A 15,978-nucleotide genomic window follows, 5' to 3' on the forward strand; every position below is an offset into this window, starting at 1 on the left:
GACATGCGCAAGCTGCAAAGAAAACGGCCACGTTATGTATCTCAGCTAGCGGCTAGGAGCGGACTGTTTGTCCGATGAATAACCACGTCCCCTTTTTACCCATTTAACATGGTGGGTCTTCTATCGACTACCGAGGCAGGCCGGTTTCAAAGCGCTGATGGCTAAGTACACCGAGTGACGGCAGAGGATGTAAAGCTAGCTTTACTACCAGCCTAGCATTAGTTAATGTAAAGCTTACTTTACATTGGAGATTGCATAGATGAGATACCTTTACGAGATGGGCGCTGCCTTGGTGTGTTACATGGCTGTACTGGTGGCATCATTGATCGCTCTGAAACAATTTCAGGAAGCCAATTTTGTAGCCCGCGCGGCCATCACCCTTTGCCCAGTAATCCCTGCGGCATTTATGTGTTGGGCGGTAGTCCGGCAGTTGCGACGGCTGGACGAGATGCAACTGCGCATTCAGTTCGAGGCTCTGGGGTTCGCATTCGCAGCCTCCGCACTATTGACGTTTAGCTATGGCTTCATGGAAAACATCGGTGCGCCTCATCTGCCATGGCTATGGGTTTGGCCAGTAATGGGGCTGATGTGGATCGTTGGGTTAATGATCGCTAAGAATCGATATCAATGAAAAACAAACTTAAAGAGCTGCGAGCCCACCACAATTGGTCGCAGCAGGATTTGGCCACGATATTGGGCGTCTCACGCCAGACGATTAACGCGATTGAAAATGGCAGGTACGACCCAAGTTTGCCACTTGCTTTCCAGATTTCTCGCGCATTCGGTTTGCCCATCGAGAGAATTTTTGATGGTGAGAGCCACTCCGCCTGATCCGAAGCAGTCTGTTGAGTCACAGTGAGAATGGTAAGGCCTAGTATCGTTATTTCCGTGCACACAACATCTTTGTGTAGATTTGCATTCTGTCACCATCTATGGGGTCAGGCACGGCGCCGCGCGGTATCCTACAACCCGTCAATTGAAGGAAGGCTGGGTGAATAGGAAGGTAAACCGCCCTACCACGCTCTCGTAAACCAAGGGGCTCGACCTCAAGCGAACAAGCAGGCATGGTGGGTATTATTATCCACCATCAGTGAACCAACAGGAGGTTACGACAATGCCGCATTACCTTACTCAAAACCTATGCAGGATAGGGCTATTATCGCTCTTGGCGTTGTCCCCCAATGCCTTCAGCCAACAACAACCGGGGGCAGCCTCCGGTAATGATGTCACTACCGAGTCGTTCCAGGACTGGGAAGTTCGTTGCCAGCGTAATGCCGAGGGTCCGACCCCTTGTGCGATGTCGCAATTGATCACTCGACCTAACAGCGACCAGCCCTTGATGCAGGTAATTCTCGACTATCCGCCCCAGATCGATGACCCGGTGATGAGCTTCTTCGTGCCGCTGGGGGTACGTCTGGCTGCGGGCTTGCAATTGAGTGTGGATAACGGTGAGCCAATCCAGTTTCCCTATCAGGTTTGCCAAGAACAAGGGTGCCGTGCTGATGCTCCCATTGAACCGTCGATGTTGCAGCAACTCCGCAGTGGCAATACGGCAATCCTCAGCATGATTGGTCCACGCGGTGACCGCATAGACCTAGATATTTCATTGATCGGCTTTACCGACGCCAGTACCCGCATCGCTCCCTGATCTTAGGGGCCTTGCCCGACGAAGCCGGCTTAACAGTGCCGACAAGTCTACTCAGCCGTTGCCATCTCGGTAGGCGATGCCTTGGAGATGGCCGAGCAAATGGAAGAATAGCAGGAACCGGAGGGGGAATAGGTGGGCGCCGACCGAGCCATTGAGAGCGAGCTTGGACTATCTTGGCCCACTATGCCCCTGCCTGGCAGTGGCTCTGCTGGCTTCGACGGTTGCGTGCCCCACAACCAATACCTGCAAAATGCGTTGACAGTTCCAGTGTGAAAGCGCCGGGACGTTCGTTACTGTTTGTTGCCAGTAATCAGGTTGGCGCTTGACGATCGCGTTCTTGGGTATCCCTACGCCGATAGCCGTTTCACGGTTTTAGTCGTCTGGGTATAAGTGACTGAAGCTATGGCAGGCCATAGCTTCAGGTTCCAAATAGAAGTTCTCCCGGTCACGGATACTGGCCGTCGGCGTCGTTGGTCGGATCTTACGGTTTTCCAGAAGCTGTCAGCGGTTTGAAACGGTCAAACTGGGCCCAAAGGGTCATTCCGCCGGTTGCCACCAATATGGCAGCGAGCGGCAGTCCGGCGGGATTCAACACCGCATGAAACATCACAATCACCGCCATCACAGGCGCAAGCAATGCCAACCCTAGTGCAGGCGCTCGATTGCTCAGCAACAACGAAGCGCCGATCAGTTCGATAATTTTCATTAAGGGCCAGAAAAATCCAACCTGTTTGAGAGCGGCTTCAAAAGCCAGACCATCTACTGATGTTGGTGGGTGGATGAGATGCGATCCAGTGAATATGTACCAAAACCCATCAATCGCGCCGATCAGAAAGATGCCTCCAAGCACCAGTCTTGGGCCGGTATCAACAAATAGAGTCTTTGCGTTTGGTAGCGAGAACGCCATCGTGAATTCCTTTCAGCTGTATATTGATCTTTAACTGACACGGGGCCATTATGCCGGGAACTCCATGTCAGAAAAGCAAATAGTCTTCACTTAGCATGAATGAAATTCAGATTAGAAACCTAGACCTGAACCTGCTTTTGGTCTTCCGTGTGTTGATGGATGAAGGCAGTGTCAATCGGGCCGCAGAACAACTCGGCCGGACACCTTCGGCAGTCAGCCATGCTTTAGGCCGGTTACGCGACCAGCTTGGTGATCCGCTTTTGGCTCGTGTGGGTGGAATTATGCAGCCCAGTCCAAGGGCTCTCGCACTTTACCAAGAAATACAGCCGATCCTCGCCAGGATTGAACGCGTCGTGCAGCCGCCAACGGAATTTAATCCCTCGAAAAGCACCCGTATTTTCAAAATAGCCGGTCCCGGCTTGGACATCGTGGCCACAGAAGTTGTCAGCAGGATGCACAGAGAAGCACCAGAGTCCGGCCTTGCATGGCAGCCCCTGTCAAAGGAGACCATGGGTCAGATCGTAAGTGGCGAAATAGACATTGCATTTGGGAATGCCAACTTCCCTCTTCCGGCAGGATTGAAGGCTAAGGCTCTACCCCCATTAAAACGCTATGTCTTCGCTCGTCATGGACACCCCGCGTCAAATGACTGGACAACGGAAAGTTGGATGAGTTGGCCTCATGTCGTTGTGCGCGTGCCAGGTGCAACACATGGGACCGTAGAAGAGCGGTTCGACAGCTTAGGTCTGAAACGCCGGATTGGGTTACACGCTGCCAGTTGGTCAGGCATTGGTGCAGTCTTGAACAATACCGACATGCTGGGTAATTTTGTCGCGCTGTGTCTACTGGGAGGCACGCAGGGTGAAAATATTCAGGTATTTGAGCCTCCCGAATCCTTGCCTGACGTGTCTTTTCGGGTGATGTGGAAATCAGAACTCGATGGTGACCCCGCCACCCGGTGGCTACGCAATATTGTTTTGGCGGCATTCGATACGCTAATTGATGAGGCTGACCGACGCCTCGCAGCATCTGACATCATCATGCCGCGCCAAAGCACCGGTTTGGGTTTTGTCGCAAAAATGACGGGCGACGAGTAGCGGAGCTGGCGACCTCGTCAATTTATGGCACGCACACGGTGCGTCGCACAAAACACTTGCGAGCAGTGAAACTGAATTGCGCCGAGTATTCTAGACCCGCTAGGCTCTTAAAATAACCCCTTTCATATAAGCAGCGCTCAGGGTGTTTCAGGTGGCTAGTGAACCGAGACGCGGCGATGCCGGAGATAGAACTAGTCAGCACGGTATCTATGGCCACCACCGACTCAAGGTCTGAATAAATACTTCGTTTGGCATTGCAGCAATGAGCGGAAGAACGAATGCCATGCAGCCTAACAGTTTCGTGTCACGCCCTGACGCTGTCCCGGCTTTTTGGGCGTTAGGTAACCTATGGCGGGGCAGACGCGAAGAACATTCACCGTGCGATCAATGAATCTCTCAAGCGGCTGGGCACCGATTATATCGTCCTTTACTGGATGCACATCTGGGATGGCGTAACGCCCGTCGAAGAGATTGTAGAGACGTTATGCGACCTTGTTCGCGCGGGCAAAATCCGCTATTACGCCCTCTCCGACATGGCCGTGATGCTCTGGAGTCCGCTCGCGGGCGGTTTTCTTAGCGGCAAATACAAGCGCGACAAAGCCATCAGTACGAGCGCTTGAGCGGTGCGAATCCCTTCGGAGATAGCAAGTTTACGAACCGAAACTGGGACATCCTCGGCGTACTGACGTCTGTGGCCGGTGATCTTGATCGGCCTGTTGCGCAGGTCGCACTTGCCTGGCTAATGGCCCGCCCCGGCACTACTTCCACGCTTGTCGGCGCCCGCAGCGTTGCGCAACTCAAAAGCAATATCGCAGCGACCGACATCTCGCTGAGCGCAGAGCACATGGCGCGGTTAAACGAGGCTAGCGCGCCGCCTGTCGGATTTAGTACTGGACTCACCAAGCCGATGATCCGCCGCATGATATTTGGTGGCCAAGATGTGACTGGCTGGGGCGAGCGAGGGATCGCTTAGCTCATGAGTCCAGGGGATGGAAGATACTTATCTATTGGGCCTTCGACGTAGCACCTTTCTTTTTCACTTACTTTTTGGTCGGTCCATCATTATTTAACAATGCGTGATGTTCCTTTGTGCGCTAATATCAACTCTCAAAAGCTGCTGGCTACATACAGCTTAATTCTGGTCAATTAATAGCTTAATACAGGTAAATATCATGAGCAAAGGACAAGACAGTAAAAAAAATGTCAAGAAGAAGCCACTTTTAACTGCAAAAGAGAAGAAAGCTGCAAAATCATCAAAGAAAAGCGAGACCAATGTACTAGGGCATTAAACGAACCTAGCTAACCAAGCACTACGGTGCCCTGCCAAGCCTAATGTCGAAAATGCAATATTGTCTAGGCACCGATTATAGTAAAGCGACAACTGCTTCACCTATAAGAATTTTAAACTAAAAGCTTATTCTCTTGCCTTTCAGTTTTAATTGACCACTACACAAACCACACCAATAAAAACTGCAAAGTTAAGCAGGTTATAAATACAACCTGGGTATATCTGAATATTGCTCGAAATATAATGCCATATTTATATCGGCAGGATAGACAGCAGCCTTTAGAGCGATCAAACCGCCCTACCTCTTAAATAAAAAAAAGCTCAGAAAGACTGGGTGGAGTTGCAGCAACTCCGCAGTGGCTATACGGCAACCCTCAGCATGATTAGTCCACGCGGTGACCGCATCGCTCCCTGATCTCACTCCCCCGAAAAAGCCGGCTCATAAAGGCCGGTAAGCTTACCCGCCTGCATTAAGCCACAGCTTGCCTGCGTTCGGTTTTGTCATAGATACCTTAGCGAATCAGGATAGCACTCAGGGTTGACCCGTGTTCATCGAGAGCCTGCTGCTCGCACAGATCTCGTGCCTTATGAGGGAGACTTTTACTCCCAGCACCACCGGCGGGAACATCGCCAGTCAGGCGCACAAACAAGACACCCCCGGAGTTCCAGGGGCGTTGGTGTTGCTAGGTTCTCAATTGACCGAGAGTGTCATTAGCTCTCATTGAGGATCGCTTCCGGGAAGTAGCGACGCAACATCCGGTTCTGGAAGTCGTCCACGAAGCGACTGTTGATGATGATAATGAACCGCTCGAAGGGTGCCTCGCTGTCGAGCTGTTCGATCCCGTCGACGCTGTGGAATAGCCGGTCATCGCTCAGATGAAGGATATCACCCGGATTCAGTGTGATATCGACCAAGGGTTGCGTTCCAGCCTTGTCTGCGTAGAGGTGGTTTTCACCCCCCGTCACGTTTTCTCGATTGAGGACCAGAATGCTCAGGGCCTTGCAGCCATCGGCATGAACCCCCTGTCCCTGAAGGGGGTCGATGCTGCCTTCCCCGCGAACCCCAGTGATCTGCATCAGAATGGGTTCGTGCGCACCGATACTCCACAGCCTTGCCCAGGCGCGAACGAAGGCCTTCACATCGGGGCGTACCATGAATTCCCGAGTCAGCGGATCATAATACCGCAGGCGATCCGCCATGCTTTCCGCGTCGTTGAAGGCACCCCCCTGAGCCATGGGGCATTGGCCCATATCCTCGACATCTCCCTGATCATTCAGGGCAAGCCATGACATCCGCTTCCATCGCTGATTGACATAGGGATCGCGCGGCAGGTCAGCGACAAACCCCTGCCAGGCGGTCAGATCGATTCGCTCCCGAATATCGGTTTTTGCCCAATCCTGATGCCTCAGCGCCTCGGTCACTCCCGGATTCCAATAATCGGCGAGTGAATCGGCAGGCATGGAGGTGAGGTCGAAACCATGCTTGAGAGTATCGAGTTTCATGTGAGTATTCTCCTGTTAACTGGGCGAAATTGCCCGGTGTTGCCGGTGTAAACACTGCGGCCAACAGAAGGAAAATGAAAAGATTTGCAAGGATATGTCAAAGAAATGTACATAAAAAGAGTGATTTTTTTGAAAACAAGATCAAATCGTTGATGAGGTATATATGTCGATTCTCCTACAAATAGGTGTAGGATAATCACAACAATGTGCCTAACGTTGCCATTATGGTGGCTCTTGACTGTGTTTTTTCTTTAAGTGGATCCCATGACTGCCAGCGATTCCCGACATCACAGAGATTCGGAACGCCTTAAGGAGAACCGTAGAAAGTTTTCCAGTAAGCTCGTATCGAAGGTATCTAAAACACCTTCAACGAATGGCATCGATTCGCATGACGCCGGCAAGGAAGAAGTCAAGTTAGTACGTCGCCAGTATCTGGAGAGCGAGCAGCGATTCCGCGCCCTGTTGGAGAGTCTGCCGAAGGTGGCGGTTCAGGGGTATGATCGCGATCGGCGAGTGATTTACTGGAATGAGGGTAGCACTCGTCTCTATGGCTATACCGCTGAGGAAGCCCTGGGACAGTTACTGGAAGATCTGATCATTCCTGCCTTCATGCGTGACGGGGTGATCCAGGCGCATAGTGCCTGGATCAAAGAAGGGGTCGATATACCCGCCGATGAGCTCGAACTCAAGCACAAAACCGGCGAACTGGTATCGGTCTTTTCGCAGCATCTGATGCTCAATGAGCATACCGACTCACCCTTGATGTTCTGCGTGGATGTCGATCTTTCCGACCAAAAGCGCGCCCACCGTGACCTGGAATTCGCCACCCATTTCGACAGGCTCACCCATCTCCCTAACCGCCAGACCTTCGAGGTCGACCTGGATAGCCTGTTGGATTCCTGTCGACGCCAGGGCAATGGCCTGGCAACCATCTACCTGGACATCGATCACTTCGTCGAAATCAATGATGCCCTTGGTTATGATCAGGGTGATCGCCTGCTCGTTGAGCTGACTCGGCGACTGAGAGAGCGCCAGCGAGTCACCGACCTGGTCTCTCGTGTCTCTAGCGATGAATTCGTGCTGGCCTTTCCCGGCGTCCATTTGGACTCCGATGTCAGACGGGTCGTTCGTCATGTCCAGAATGTCTTTCGGGAACCTTTTGCCCTGGATGGTCGGGAGCGTCAGGTCACGGCCTGTCTGGGCGTGGCACTCTTTCCCGAGAATGGTGAATCGTCACGCGAATTGATCCGTAATGCCGATGTTGCCAAGAATCGTGCCAAACTGGATGGTCGGGGTGCTGTTCGCTTCTTCCAACAGAAGCTCCATGATGAGCTGGTTCGCCAGCACGATCTCTCGGCACGACTAGAGGAAGCCCTGGATAACGGTGAATTCACCCTCCACTACCAGCCCCAGGTCTCGGCTGCCAGTGGGCGAATAGAGAATCTCGAGGCCTTGATACGCTGGGAGCCTACCGAGGGCCCGACGATATCGCCTGCCGAGTTTATCCCGCTGGCCGAGCGTTCCGGTTTGATCCATCGTCTGGGCGACTGGGTCATCGAAGAGGCTTGCCGCCAGCAGGTGGAATGGCGATCCAAGGGATTTCATCAGCACCGCCTCGACATCAATGTCTCGGGTCGTCAACTGGTGCGTCTCGATGCCCTCAAGAGCTTCGAGGACTCGCTGCAGCGTCACGGCTTAGGCCCGCGGGATATCGGCATCGAATTGACCGAGAGTGTCCTGATCGAAGCCGACGAGACCGTCCTCGAGGATCTGCGGCGCCTCTATCATCGCGGTTTTCATATTGCTATCGACGACTTCGGGACGGGCTATTCCTCCCTGAGCTACCTAAAGCACTTTCCAGCCACCGCCCTGAAAATCGATGGTTCCTTCATCCACGACGCTCCCACACAGCCGAAGGATAGGGCCATCATGGAGGGTGCCATCTTCATCGGTCATCGGTTGGGTTTGGAGGTGGTGGCCGAGGGCGTCGAGAACGCTGAACAGTTGTCATTGCTTCGCGAAATGGATTGCGACCTAGTCCAGGGGTTCTTCTTCTACCGTCCGATGCCTGCCAAGGAAATCGACCGCCTGCTGGGCGGTTTCGTGCCTGGTCACGAAGGGCCGCCGAGCGGAGCCTTGTCGTGATTTGGCGTCCAATGCCCGGGGTTGCCATGACTGGAGACTTTGTGAACGTCCCCGATGCTCATTGATCGCAGGGACTGACACTGTGGCCCTAGCTGGATTGCTGTTATCGGCCAAAAGCGGTCTTTAAGGAAGTTCTGATTAACGCCTTGTTCACCGGTAAATTAGGAGCGCAGCGAGTAATTTATCCACGTGCAGGAACTTATTAGCCATTTTTGGGCAAAACACCTTCAACAACTTCAGCGCCCAGCATATTTCGCAAGGTAATAAGTGATTGAGGCAGTTTTGATTCTAAGACAAGTAAAGCTCGTGCGTTTTGTGGCAGTGATTCGGTAAGCAATACAGCTTCCATGACAGCTCTGTACTTAACGCATTGAAATAGACCACGGACAATATCACCCTCTGTAGATATGGAGGACTTGACCTCTGCAGCCACCCAAATCTTCTTACTATTAAATGAAACGTCCAGACTATCACCTGATGGCAACGGGTATTCGGTCGTGCCAACAGGAGTGTTGGCGCCAAGCCCGATGACTTTTGGATTTTTTGCAACATACGCTTTGAGAGCCTTATGCTCGTCGCTCTCACCACCTCCAAAGCCACCCGAGGCTTTGTTTACTAACGGCGTGAAATCAGAGATCGTTGGCTCAAGCTCCAGAGCCTTGAGAACTTCTTGCCATCGTGGATAGGAGAACACATGCTGAAGTTCTGCTTCGACGATTGCTCTCTTCTTTTTCAGCGGGAGCGTTGCAAAGTCTTCCTTCTTGACGAGAAACCAACCGACACCCTCTCCCGGTAGCCCCGTGTTTTTATTAACTACAAGACATTGAATAGGTGGGACTTTAACTTTCCATGCCTTCGAAAGTCGTTCTAGAGACTGGCCGATGCTCCCAAGGACGTAGTTGAGATTGCGCGGGTTCGGCATTCTCAACTCTTCCGCAAGATCAGAGTAGAAAACTGGAGCACCAGCCTCAGCTTGACGGACAAGCAACGGTAATGCGGCGCGCGCCCTTACCTGATATGCCTTATCTCCCGAGATTAGTTCAGAAATTGTAGCTGTACTCATGATGTCCTCGGAATGGCTGACGCCCGCAGCAACTGCCGGCAAAGATGGCGCTTAAATTGCGAAAGCAATTTGAGTGACAGGTTTGCCGGTCAGATTGCCTGCGCTTGTTAGGCTTACTTTCCTAGGTACTCTTTTACTTTTTCGGCCGACTTACCCACAGCCGAAACAGCAGCTTTAAGCTCATCTTCTGTACACCCTAGAGACCGACACCAATTTGAGACTTCACTCGGGTCATTGATATCGATTTGTTTATTATCTTCAGGGCTACGCTTTGTTTTATCATCTGGCATTGCAATACTCCTTTTCAGTTTGTGCCCAATACATAGAAAAAATTAGGCTCTGGGCAAAAAGCTGCAGAGGGAGGAACGACTGGCGCAGCTTTTTGACGTCCGCGTTTATGGCATTGTTAGCTTTTTGATTTTCCGAAGTAAAAGCCAATTATTGTACCTATGATTCCGCTAAAAATAGCGCCAAATTCTTTTAATGCTTTCAAATAATCGGTTGCGTTTTGAACTCCGGCGGCTAAAGGCATAAGCACCAATAGCGCAGCTACAGCTAAGACACCTATTACGACAGATAGCGCAAGTATTGCTCTAACCTTTTCGTGATCCATTATTACACTCTCAATTGTTTTTCGACGTTTTTGTAAAAGTCATGGATTACTTGTTGATTAGACGCTTCACCCTGCGCTTCAACCCATTCAAAATTGGCGTTTTGCCTTTCGTACACTAACGCTTCCACATTAACGGCGGTTCCGGTGCTTGTTACATATGTTCTAATTCCGTTCTTGACGACAGGTGACACTACTGGTTCTTCTTCAAATGTAATTTGATAGACAATTTTCTCTTCCCATACTGGGCCCCACCCAAATATACCTTTTGGCTTTGACTTATAGGGCTTGGTGTCGACCATTAATCCATCAGCTGATTCTGATACTAAGTAGCCCTCCCTTCGCAGATAATCCGCAATTTGGTATTTAGCCACGGAAGGTATCACGGCTACTGATACAGCCATCGGTCTGCCAAGGAATGTATTTGTTGCACATCCAGCAAGGCCGATTACGATCAGGAGAATTATTAAATGTCTCATGTGTCTATCCAAAGCTAACGCTTGCAGCAGGGGCGCGACGTCAGGAGCGTCCCTTGCCTGCACTTGTTAATTTGTACCTCAGCCACTCAGCGCTGAGAGAAGGAACGAGCCAATAGATGCAATGCTGCCAGCACTCGGCAAAGCACCCAGTAGCGTTTTGACTACAACCTTACTTGGTGTGCTTGATTCGAACTGACTTTCAATGGCATCAACCACCTCAAGAGCCGGCTGCTGGTCCTGCTGAGGTAAACGACGTTTCACCTCCTGCCGTAACATAGAAATATGCTCTGCGACATCAGGATTAATATTGACTGTGTTAACTGAGTTATCAGTGGAATGATTATTAACGCGAGCGTTTGGCCCGGAAATGTTATAAGTAATACTCTGAACTGCTGCCTTGGCTTCTGGCAGGCCAAGTTTCCGATGGGTCATTTGGTAGTGTGCCTCAATACCACCGAAACCTTCATGAAAGCCAGGGTCGATAACCTCGTAGGTTTCTTCTCCACCATTCGACATTTTCCGCTGAATGAGGTCCCCGGTTTCGATCAAAACATCAGACCGATTGATGAAGATCTTCTTCGACTGAACACTGGCTTTGATGCCATCTACTCGATCACCGTTCTTTTTCAAAAGGGTGACGTTGTCATTTAACATGTCTGAAAAAGTCATGGTGACTCCTTGTGCAAATTAACGCCCAAAGCAGCGGTGCGCAGCATCCGCCTGCCTTTGCTTGTTAGGCATTTATCTACCAGGTAAAGGCAAGTGTTCTCCACAGTACCCAACTACCATCTTTTCGTCGTCTCTATCCACCATAAAGTGAATTCGAATTGTATGTTCAGGATTGTCAGCAATTCCAATTTTTAGATGCTGCCACATATAAACAGAGTTTCCTTTGTAAACAAACTCTCGAGTTTTTGCGAGATCGGCATTATTCACGACGCTTTCTGATTCATTAGCTGCATATTGTTTATTGGTAAATATCGTGCGTGCCTTATTGTCGCCTCCTTCCAAATAGAGAGGGAGATAGTCGATAACAAGCTTTCTTAGCATATCTAATATAATTCTACCCCGCTTAAAGGTGGTTGAGTTCTTGGCGCTCACAGAGGCCGACTCAAGGAATACAACCTGATCACCAAGTGCAGATTCTATGATAGATATGCACTCATTGGGTGTAGGCTCATCGACCCGGCAGGCAACGGCCAATAATTCTTTGTTATCAGTATTGGTTGTGCTGTACCCCGCGCCCTGCAACTGCCGTTTAAGTGAGCCTATATTCCAATTTGCTGTCGCCAGCTTGTTTTCTAGAGAGTCCTTATCTTCTTCAAGCTGAAGTTTTTCTAACTCAATACGATCTAAGTCAATTTTAAATTGATTTTCTTGACTAGCTGCAATCTCAAGGATTTCTTCTATATCTTCTGAGCTTGCATTCTCACTGTTATTTATTCGTGACAAAAACCTTTCTTTGAGCGATTTAGCTTTAACTCCTTCTGACCGAATTTGCTTTCTAATTTTAGGAATGTTCGTATTGTGCGTTACTGTTGATAGAAGAAAACTAATAAGCTCTTTTTGTGAAGAGAAGCGACCATCAAGGTAATTTGATTGAAATAGCTTGTTTCTAATGTGTCCATTTTTAAATGGCGTGTAGATGATATTAATTGCACCATTCCATGACGAAAAACGTTGGCTTAAAACTTCAGCCATATCATAGCTATTGCACTCAGATGAAACCTGAACAACTTGGGCCAAACCAATCAATTGCTCTTGTAGCCGTGAAATATCAACCGGATAATCCCCATCTCTCCCTGGGCTTACCAAGACAATTGGATAGCTTCTGTCTGTTTTTTCAATATCATAAAGCAAGGCCCTATATTCATCATTTGTAGCACCAATCTTCTTAGGTGATACACCGACCGTATCTGGCGCCAAGCTAGAATTTTCAGCGATATACTTTATTAATAAAGGCCTTGTCGTAAATACGTCAGAAGTTACCAAGCTACTCATTTCGTCAGTTTTAAGCACAACCGATACGGCTGTTTTTTCATCCGAAGAGCGTATTCCGATCTCAACTATCCATTGCCTGCCACGCACTGAGCTATCGGGATGCTTTATTGTTACAGCGAACAAGTGCGGAGCTTCTTGATTAGCTATTTCTGTTGTAACCCAGACATTATCGAAATTGAGCTTGTTTGAACCCATAAGATCTCTAGGTTTGATGGCCTCGTTTGTAACCCTCTTTAGCCATCCACAAAGCGACGAAAAGACCGCTCTAAATGAATCCTCTCCTTCTAGTTCAATATAGTTTGCATAAACAAGCATATTAATCCCTTTTGAATATTAATGGTGGTACCTGACTGCTACTGCCTAACGCCGCCAGCACGCGCGGCTTTGTAGTGAAGGCGAAGCCGCAACGAAAAAGACGTCGCCGTGGCTGGCCTTGTTAAATTTTTATAGCGCCATATGCAACAGTGGATAAGGCTTGCCCTGACCATCGACTGGTGAGCGGCCTGTCACTTTAAAGCCAATATGCTGGTAAAAACCTAGCGCCTGCTCATTCTGCTCGTTTACATCGACCTTTGATGCTCCGTGCTCTTTGATAGCGTGGGCAGCTAACCTTGCACCAATGCCTTTTCCACGCGCATCAGGTGAGATGAACAACATCTCAATATTGCCGTCATGGACGCCGCAGAATCCCTGTATTTCACCATTGCCGTTTTTAACGCACCTTAAGTCAACGGCGTCAAAATACTGTTCCAGAATTAGCGGCCTTAACTCCTGCAGATCATCTTCAGCTAAAAAGTCGTGAGTTGCTCTGACCGATTCCTCCCAGATTGTTATCAGCTTAAGGTGATCTTCTTTTTCTACGATCTCGATATTCATCACTAAACCTGATTGAAAATTTAACGCCCAGCTCACCGCGCGATGTGATGTTGGCGACTTTGCTGCGTGTTTTTGCAGGAAAGGTGCAAACATTACAGAGTCCGGTGGAGCTGTTTGTTAGCTGAATTTAGATGATATAGCGCCATTGGCTAATTACTTATTAAGCAACGACGCCAAAGACACTACCTACTACTGCAGTTAAACCCATGGCAAGAGCTCCCCAAAAAGTTACTCTAAAGGCACCAACAGCAATTGATGCTCCACCAGCACGAGCTGCAAGTCCGCCAAGAACTGCTAAAAATACTAGAGATAACACAGAAACAGCTGTTATTAATAAGTTTCCAGGAATAACCCAAGCCACTAATAGTGGAAGCGCAGCTCCTACTGTAAATGTACCAGCCGAATAAAAAGCAGCTTGAACTGGCTGAGCGCTAACTGTTTCTGATATACCTATTTCATCTCTGGCATGCGCCCCTAAAGCATCATGCGCCATTAACTGTTCAGCTACTTTTTCTGCTAATACAGGTTCGAGCCCTCTATTTTCGTATATTTTTGCGAGTTCATCTTTTTCAAACTCAAAATTATTGGCTAATGATTTTTTTTCTAGTGCAAGGTCAGCACTTTCTGTATCTGACTGAGAGCTTACAGATACGTACTCACCTGCTGCCATTGACATCGCACCTGCAACTAGGCCAGCAATACCAGCTAAAAGAATGCTTTCCTGTGATGAGCTTGCTGCCGCCACACCAATAATAAGGCTAGCTGTAGATACGATACCATCATTGGCCCCTAAAACTGCCGCTCGCAACCAGCCTACTCTATGAGATCTATGCATTTCATGGTGTGTCATTTATTACCTCGATATATTTTTCAGCTAACAGTTTTATTCATGCGCATGCGCGTTTTTCTGGGAAGCCCCACCTTGCCAAAATGCATCTAATCTACTGATAAAAAAGCGTAAATACTATTTCATCCTAGTAAGGCTCGTTAGAAAAATGCGCATGCGCGTTAACATTATCACCAGTCTCTGAAAATTGCGCATAAATATAAAAACTCTGATCGTAAGCAATTGTTTTATAAGTATTTGCAAGATTATCCTCTGGCAATACAAGCCTTCACGTTACAGAACTAACCAGAAAAAACGCATTGTGAGCCAGAGGTCCTATCCTGCGGATGACCGCTTTGGGTCGAAAGCAGCCATCAAATAATGTCTCATGACAACATCATACATAACACGCCATCATGCATTGACCGCCTCATCCATCAATTTCACTTAGCCTCAAACCTATCAGACATTGTTTACCACCGTCACTATCCATTAGTCCCCTTTGCTCGTGCCTTTATCACCTTCGCGCCCCTAAACCAAACGCGGTAAGCTTGGCGGCACTCCTGCTGCTGATGATATTTTTGATAATGCCTACCCACTGGATACTCGGCCCGGGTGCCATTGGCCGCCTGCTGGCCCATTCGCTTTCACCTATAGCGGCCATCACGCTAGTTGGTCGCCGTGGGCTGCCTGCGCGTCAGATACTGACCACACCGGAAGGCGAACAGCGCGTGCTGCCGTTTAACTCGTTGACGATAGCTCAACTGGCATCAAATCCGCTTGAACCGCCTGCTTTTGTGCATATCACTACCAAAGCCATGGTGGCTGAGTCTGCGCTGGCTGACATTACGGGCTGCGTCCCCCCTTCTACCCCGCTGGTGCTGTGGCAAAACGGCTTTTTGGCGCAGCCGCGTATTACCCGGGCGTGGCCGGGGCCGGTGTTGTGCGCGACAACAACTGAGGGGGCTTATCTAACCGGTGATGATGGCGTGGTTCATGCGGGGCGCGGGCATACTTTTGTGGGCGATTTGCATAACCAGCACGGTGCGCTGGCGGAAGAATTGGCGCAAACATTAACCCAGGCGGGGTTTGCCGCCACCAAGGTGGATGATATTCGCCAGCGCTTGTGGCAGAAACTGGCGGTTAACGCGGCGATTAATCCACTGGTGGCATTGAATGGCGTGCGTAATGGTGAATTGCGTGGTGAAGCTTATGCGGGCCGTGTGGTGGCGGTGGTAAAGGAAGTTACGGCGATTATGATAGCTGAGGGCATTCAGCCGCCCATTAACGGCCAGGGTGAGGAAGCTTGGTTGGCGTTGGTATGGCAGGTGGTTGAGAACACCGCCAATAATAAAGCTTCGATGTTGCAGGATGTGGAGGCCAAACGCCCCACTGAGCGCGGGGCGATATTGGGGCCGTTGATTGAGAGTGCCGAGCGGCATGGGTTGGCGTGCGAGGTGTTGCAGGGGTTGGATGATGAGTTGGCGGAGATAGAAGTGAGTTATTTAGGCACTCTTCGTCATTGAGGAAAGGTC

19 protein-coding genes are annotated in these 15,978 nt (G+C 49.8%); 8 read left to right on the forward strand and 11 right to left on the reverse strand.

The window, feature by feature from the left end; genetic code table 11:
- Positions 1–301: 301 nt before the first annotated feature.
- The 3 genes from ACT3UM_RS17240 to ACT3UM_RS17250 all read left to right on the forward strand — a co-directional run bounded on the left by ACT3UM_RS17240 (position 302) and on the right by ACT3UM_RS17250 (position 1,648).
- Entirely contained in the window at positions 302–631 is a 330-nt protein-coding gene (locus tag ACT3UM_RS17240) for a hypothetical protein (RefSeq protein WP_498900804.1), read from the forward strand.
- A complete protein-coding gene (locus ACT3UM_RS17245) occupies positions 628–831 on the forward strand; it encodes a helix-turn-helix transcriptional regulator (RefSeq protein ID WP_498900806.1) in 204 nt (67 codons plus the stop codon). Before ACT3UM_RS17240 ends, ACT3UM_RS17245 begins: the two co-directional genes overlap by 4 nt.
- 283 nt (positions 832–1,114) lie before the next feature.
- Positions 1,115–1,648 carry an invasion associated locus B family protein gene (locus ACT3UM_RS17250; RefSeq protein WP_498900808.1) on the forward strand — a complete coding sequence of 178 codons (534 nt, stop codon included), beginning with the start codon at positions 1,115–1,117 and terminating at the stop codon, positions 1,646–1,648.
- Between the two features lie 481 nt (positions 1,649–2,129).
- On the opposite strand, the gene ACT3UM_RS17255 is transcribed toward ACT3UM_RS17250, so the two are convergent.
- Entirely contained in the window at positions 2,130–2,555 is a 426-nt protein-coding gene (locus ACT3UM_RS17255; protein WP_498900810.1) for a hypothetical protein, read from the reverse strand.
- Between the two features lie 95 nt (positions 2,556–2,650).
- Here ACT3UM_RS17255 and ACT3UM_RS17260 point away from each other — a divergent pair, with 95 nt between their 5' ends.
- A complete protein-coding gene (locus ACT3UM_RS17260; RefSeq protein ID WP_498900812.1) occupies positions 2,651–3,652 on the forward strand; it encodes a LysR family transcriptional regulator in 1,002 nt (333 codons plus the stop codon).
- A 22-nt stretch (positions 3,653–3,674) separates the two neighbouring features.
- Here the strand turns inward: ACT3UM_RS17260 and ACT3UM_RS17265 are convergent, their stop codons facing one another.
- A complete protein-coding gene (locus ACT3UM_RS17265; protein ID WP_498901048.1) occupies positions 3,675–3,941 on the reverse strand; it encodes a 3-hydroxyacyl-CoA dehydrogenase NAD-binding domain-containing protein in 267 nt (88 codons plus the stop codon).
- A gap of 130 nt (positions 3,942–4,071) precedes the next feature.
- Here ACT3UM_RS17265 and ACT3UM_RS17270 point away from each other — a divergent pair, with 130 nt between their 5' ends.
- The gene (locus ACT3UM_RS17270; protein ID WP_498901050.1) at positions 4,072–4,272 is read left to right on the forward strand and encodes an aldo/keto reductase; all 201 of its coding nucleotides are present in this window, start codon (positions 4,072–4,074) and stop codon (positions 4,270–4,272) included.
- On the forward strand, positions 4,269–4,625 hold the full coding sequence (locus ACT3UM_RS17275) for an aldo/keto reductase (RefSeq protein ID WP_498900814.1): 357 nt from the start codon (positions 4,269–4,271) through the stop codon (positions 4,623–4,625). Before ACT3UM_RS17270 ends, ACT3UM_RS17275 begins: the two co-directional genes overlap by 4 nt.
- Before the next feature lie 1,026 nt (positions 4,626–5,651).
- Here ACT3UM_RS17275 and ACT3UM_RS17280 read toward each other — a convergent pair.
- Positions 5,652–6,443, reverse strand: a complete 792-nt coding sequence (locus ACT3UM_RS17280; protein ID WP_498900816.1) for a 2OG-Fe dioxygenase family protein — start codon at positions 6,441–6,443, stop codon at positions 5,652–5,654.
- A gap of 264 nt (positions 6,444–6,707) precedes the next feature.
- Here ACT3UM_RS17280 and ACT3UM_RS17285 point away from each other — a divergent pair, with 264 nt between their 5' ends.
- Positions 6,708–8,588 carry a putative bifunctional diguanylate cyclase/phosphodiesterase gene (locus ACT3UM_RS17285; RefSeq protein WP_498900818.1) on the forward strand — a complete coding sequence of 627 codons (1,881 nt, stop codon included), beginning with the start codon at positions 6,708–6,710 and terminating at the stop codon, positions 8,586–8,588.
- Between the two features lie 202 nt (positions 8,589–8,790).
- Here ACT3UM_RS17285 and ACT3UM_RS17290 read toward each other — a convergent pair whose 3' ends face one another.
- The 8 genes from ACT3UM_RS17290 to ACT3UM_RS17325 form a co-directional block, all read right to left on the reverse strand.
- Positions 8,791–9,651: a hypothetical protein gene (locus tag ACT3UM_RS17290; RefSeq protein WP_498900820.1), complete on the reverse strand. Its 861-nt coding sequence runs from the start codon at positions 9,649–9,651 to the stop codon at positions 8,791–8,793.
- A gap of 113 nt (positions 9,652–9,764) precedes the next feature.
- A complete protein-coding gene (locus ACT3UM_RS17295) occupies positions 9,765–9,941 on the reverse strand; it encodes a DUF3606 domain-containing protein (protein ID WP_498900822.1) in 177 nt (58 codons plus the stop codon).
- Between the two features lie 116 nt (positions 9,942–10,057).
- A complete protein-coding gene (locus tag ACT3UM_RS17300; protein ID WP_498900824.1) occupies positions 10,058–10,264 on the reverse strand; it encodes a hypothetical protein in 207 nt (68 codons plus the stop codon).
- 2 nt (positions 10,265–10,266) lie between these two features.
- On the reverse strand, positions 10,267–10,740 hold the full coding sequence (locus ACT3UM_RS17305; protein ID WP_498900826.1) for a hypothetical protein: 474 nt from the start codon (positions 10,738–10,740) through the stop codon (positions 10,267–10,269).
- Positions 10,741–10,818: 78 nt separating this feature from the next.
- Positions 10,819–11,409 (reverse strand): hypothetical protein, encoded by a 591-nt coding sequence (locus ACT3UM_RS17310; protein WP_498900828.1) that lies wholly within the window; start codon positions 11,407–11,409, stop codon positions 10,819–10,821.
- 72 nt (positions 11,410–11,481) lie between these two features.
- A complete protein-coding gene (locus ACT3UM_RS17315) occupies positions 11,482–13,056 on the reverse strand; it encodes a hypothetical protein (protein ID WP_498900830.1) in 1,575 nt (524 codons plus the stop codon).
- A gap of 129 nt (positions 13,057–13,185) precedes the next feature.
- Positions 13,186–13,617, reverse strand: a complete 432-nt coding sequence (locus ACT3UM_RS17320) for an acetyltransferase (RefSeq protein ID WP_498901052.1) — start codon at positions 13,615–13,617, stop codon at positions 13,186–13,188.
- A 160-nt stretch (positions 13,618–13,777) separates the two neighbouring features.
- Entirely contained in the window at positions 13,778–14,467 is a 690-nt protein-coding gene (locus ACT3UM_RS17325) for a VIT1/CCC1 transporter family protein (RefSeq protein WP_016898901.1), read from the reverse strand.
- Between the two features lie 563 nt (positions 14,468–15,030).
- On the opposite strand from ACT3UM_RS17325, the gene ACT3UM_RS17330 reads away from it, so the two are divergent.
- Entirely contained in the window at positions 15,031–15,969 is a 939-nt protein-coding gene (locus ACT3UM_RS17330; protein WP_498901054.1) for a ketopantoate reductase family protein, read from the forward strand.
- Positions 15,970–15,978: the final 9 nt, after the last annotated feature.

It is taken from the genome of Halomonas sp. AOP13-D3-9 (assembly GCF_052379125.1).
In the GTDB taxonomy this organism is placed as follows: domain Bacteria; phylum Pseudomonadota; class Gammaproteobacteria; order Pseudomonadales; family Halomonadaceae; genus Vreelandella.